We start from the raw sequence: 2,239 nt of genomic DNA, 5'->3' as shown, positions 1-2,239 counted from the left end.
TCATTTTCTACGACAACCTGTGCTCCCTTTCTCGTATCGGCATTGATAATGATCGGTGCTTTCAGATTTGCGGTCATCTGTATCGCATCCTGCGGAACGGTAAGTAGCAGAAGGATTACAATGGATTGATGATGCTATTAATGCAACTAAAGATTATCATAAAAATAAATTATCTTTAGAAGAACTAAATGGATTCGTAGAAGAAATTTCAGAAGCTTTGGAAAATGAAGATTACATATTAGTAAGTGATTTATTTGCTTATGAAGTTACGCCCATAATAGAAAAATTACATTCAGATTTAAAGTCGTATGTATAAAGAAAAAAATATTTAATTAAAGAAGTAATTAGAAATCGTCTAATTACTTCTGTTTATATAAATAGGAGAAAAATATGTATTGTTTAGAAAGAAGTAAAAATGGATTATACACATTAAAATACAATGAGAAATATATACATAGTAAATATGATCCTGTAAAGGAAGCACAGAAATTTGTAGAAAATAGTATTAAACTGACTAATAAAAATAAAATTTTAGTTTATGGATTAGGATTAGGATATCATATAATTGAACTTTTAAAAAAAACTAATGCAATAATATTTATATTTGAGTGGAATTGCGAATTAATTAAATATTGTAAAAAAATTAATAAAGATATTTTTAGAAATAATAGAGTTATATTAATAAGTAGAACGAATAGAAATTTTTATACTTTATTAAGTGAAATATTGGACGAGACTGGAGAATTGTTAATTCATAGACCTTCTTTAGAAACCATAAAGGATGAAAATCAAGATTTATATAATTTATTGAATGATTTTTCAATTAAAAAACAACTGATTAAAATTACTGAAAATAGTAATAATAAGTATGAAGAAAATTATCAAATGAATAAAAAAATTTTATGCAAAAATATTAAAGAGTTTATAAATACAACAAAACTACATACAAAAAACATACTTATTACAGCTGCTGGACCTTCTTTAGATAATGAATTAAAAATATTAAAAGAAAACCGTGAGAAGTTTACCATATTTACAGTGGGAAGTGCATTAAGAACTATTATTGAAAACGAAATATATCCAGATGCTATATTTTTAATAGATGGAGGTGAGGAAATAAAAAAACAATTTATAGGATTCGAAAATTTGGATATTCCGCTATGTTTTTCAGCATATGCATCAAATGAAGCTGTAAAAATTTATAATGGACCTAAATATATATTTAATGATAGTGAAGAATTCCAAATTAAAACGGGTGGAACAGTGGCAATAGCTGCTTTGGATATAGCAATAAAATGTTCTCCTAAAGAAATTATTTTTGTAGGACAAGATTTGGCATTAATAGAGGGAAAAAATCATACAAAAGCTTATGAAAAAATGCATAAAGATAAACAGGAAAATCAATATAAATTAATAGATGTTCCTGGAGTAAATGGAAAAAATGTTAAGACTATTCAATCATATATTCTTTTTAGAAATTCTATAGAAAGAATTATAAAAAATAATTCTAATATACGATTTATAAATTGTAGTAACGGAGCTATGATTGATGGAGCAAAAAGCAGTAGTTTGCAAATGTATTTAGCAAAATAAGATTGGTTTGAAAGGATAAAATAATGAAGAATATAATAATGAAGAATATAATAGTGTATAAAGGCAATAGCCAATATAATGTTTTAAATTATTTTGCAGAAAGCTTAGCAAGAGAATTAAATTTATTACATCCTACAATATGTTTAGACTTGTCTAAAGATAACTCAGAAAAAAGATTAATTAGCGAAGCTGATAATGGGATTGAATTAATTTGCTAAAAAATTACTATTTTTATATTTTGAAAATTAAGTAGATAAATGGAGAAAGTTATATATGAATAATAATTATGAAAATATTTTAAATAGAAAATTGGAAAGAATATACAAATTCAGAAAAAAGAATAATGAAGAAGAAGCTTGTATTGAATATTACAATTTAGTATTAGAATTTGAAAAGTTAAAATTTAAAGATATAAATAAATTATATTATGAATGTGGTATTTTGCTATTTAATAATCATTACTATGAAGATAGTGTGATTTTGTTATCAAAAGCATATTCTAATCAATATATGAAGAAGGAAATAAAAAAATTTATATTTGAAAATTTTATCGAACCTAATAGAGAAGAATTTTATGAGAGTTTTAAAATTAATAATGAAAAATGCAAGGAGAAATATTTTGAGAGATTTGACATTGCATATGAAG

At 23.8% G+C, this 2,239-nt stretch carries 4 protein-coding genes; 3 read left to right on the top strand and 1 reads right to left on the bottom strand.

What is annotated here, in order from left to right; genetic code table 11:
• A partial coding sequence (gene fliW / locus Q0F58_RS19735) for a flagellar assembly protein FliW (RefSeq protein ID WP_367118225.1) occupies positions 1 to 77 on the bottom strand: 77 nt, incomplete at its 3' end.
• Positions 78 to 390: 313 nt separating this feature from the next.
• Between fliW and Q0F58_RS19030 the strand changes: the two genes are divergently transcribed.
• The 3 genes from Q0F58_RS19030 to Q0F58_RS19020 all read left to right on the top strand — a co-directional run.
• Positions 391 to 1,593, top strand: coding sequence for a motility associated factor glycosyltransferase family protein (locus Q0F58_RS19030; protein ID WP_294379588.1), 1,203 nt, complete (start codon positions 391 to 393; stop codon positions 1,591 to 1,593).
• A 23-nt stretch (positions 1,594 to 1,616) separates the two neighbouring features.
• Positions 1,617 to 1,811: a hypothetical protein gene (locus Q0F58_RS19025; protein ID WP_294379586.1), complete on the top strand. Its 195-nt coding sequence runs from the start codon at positions 1,617 to 1,619 to the stop codon at positions 1,809 to 1,811.
• A 55-nt stretch (positions 1,812 to 1,866) separates the two neighbouring features.
• Positions 1,867 to 2,239: hypothetical protein (locus Q0F58_RS19020; RefSeq protein ID WP_294379584.1), on the top strand; the 373-nt coding region annotated here is incomplete at its 3' end.

It is taken from the genome of uncultured Clostridium sp. (genome assembly GCF_934754915.1).
Lineage (GTDB): Bacteria > Bacillota > Clostridia > Clostridiales > Clostridiaceae > Clostridium.
This window is presented reverse-complemented; position numbering and strand designations above follow the sequence as displayed.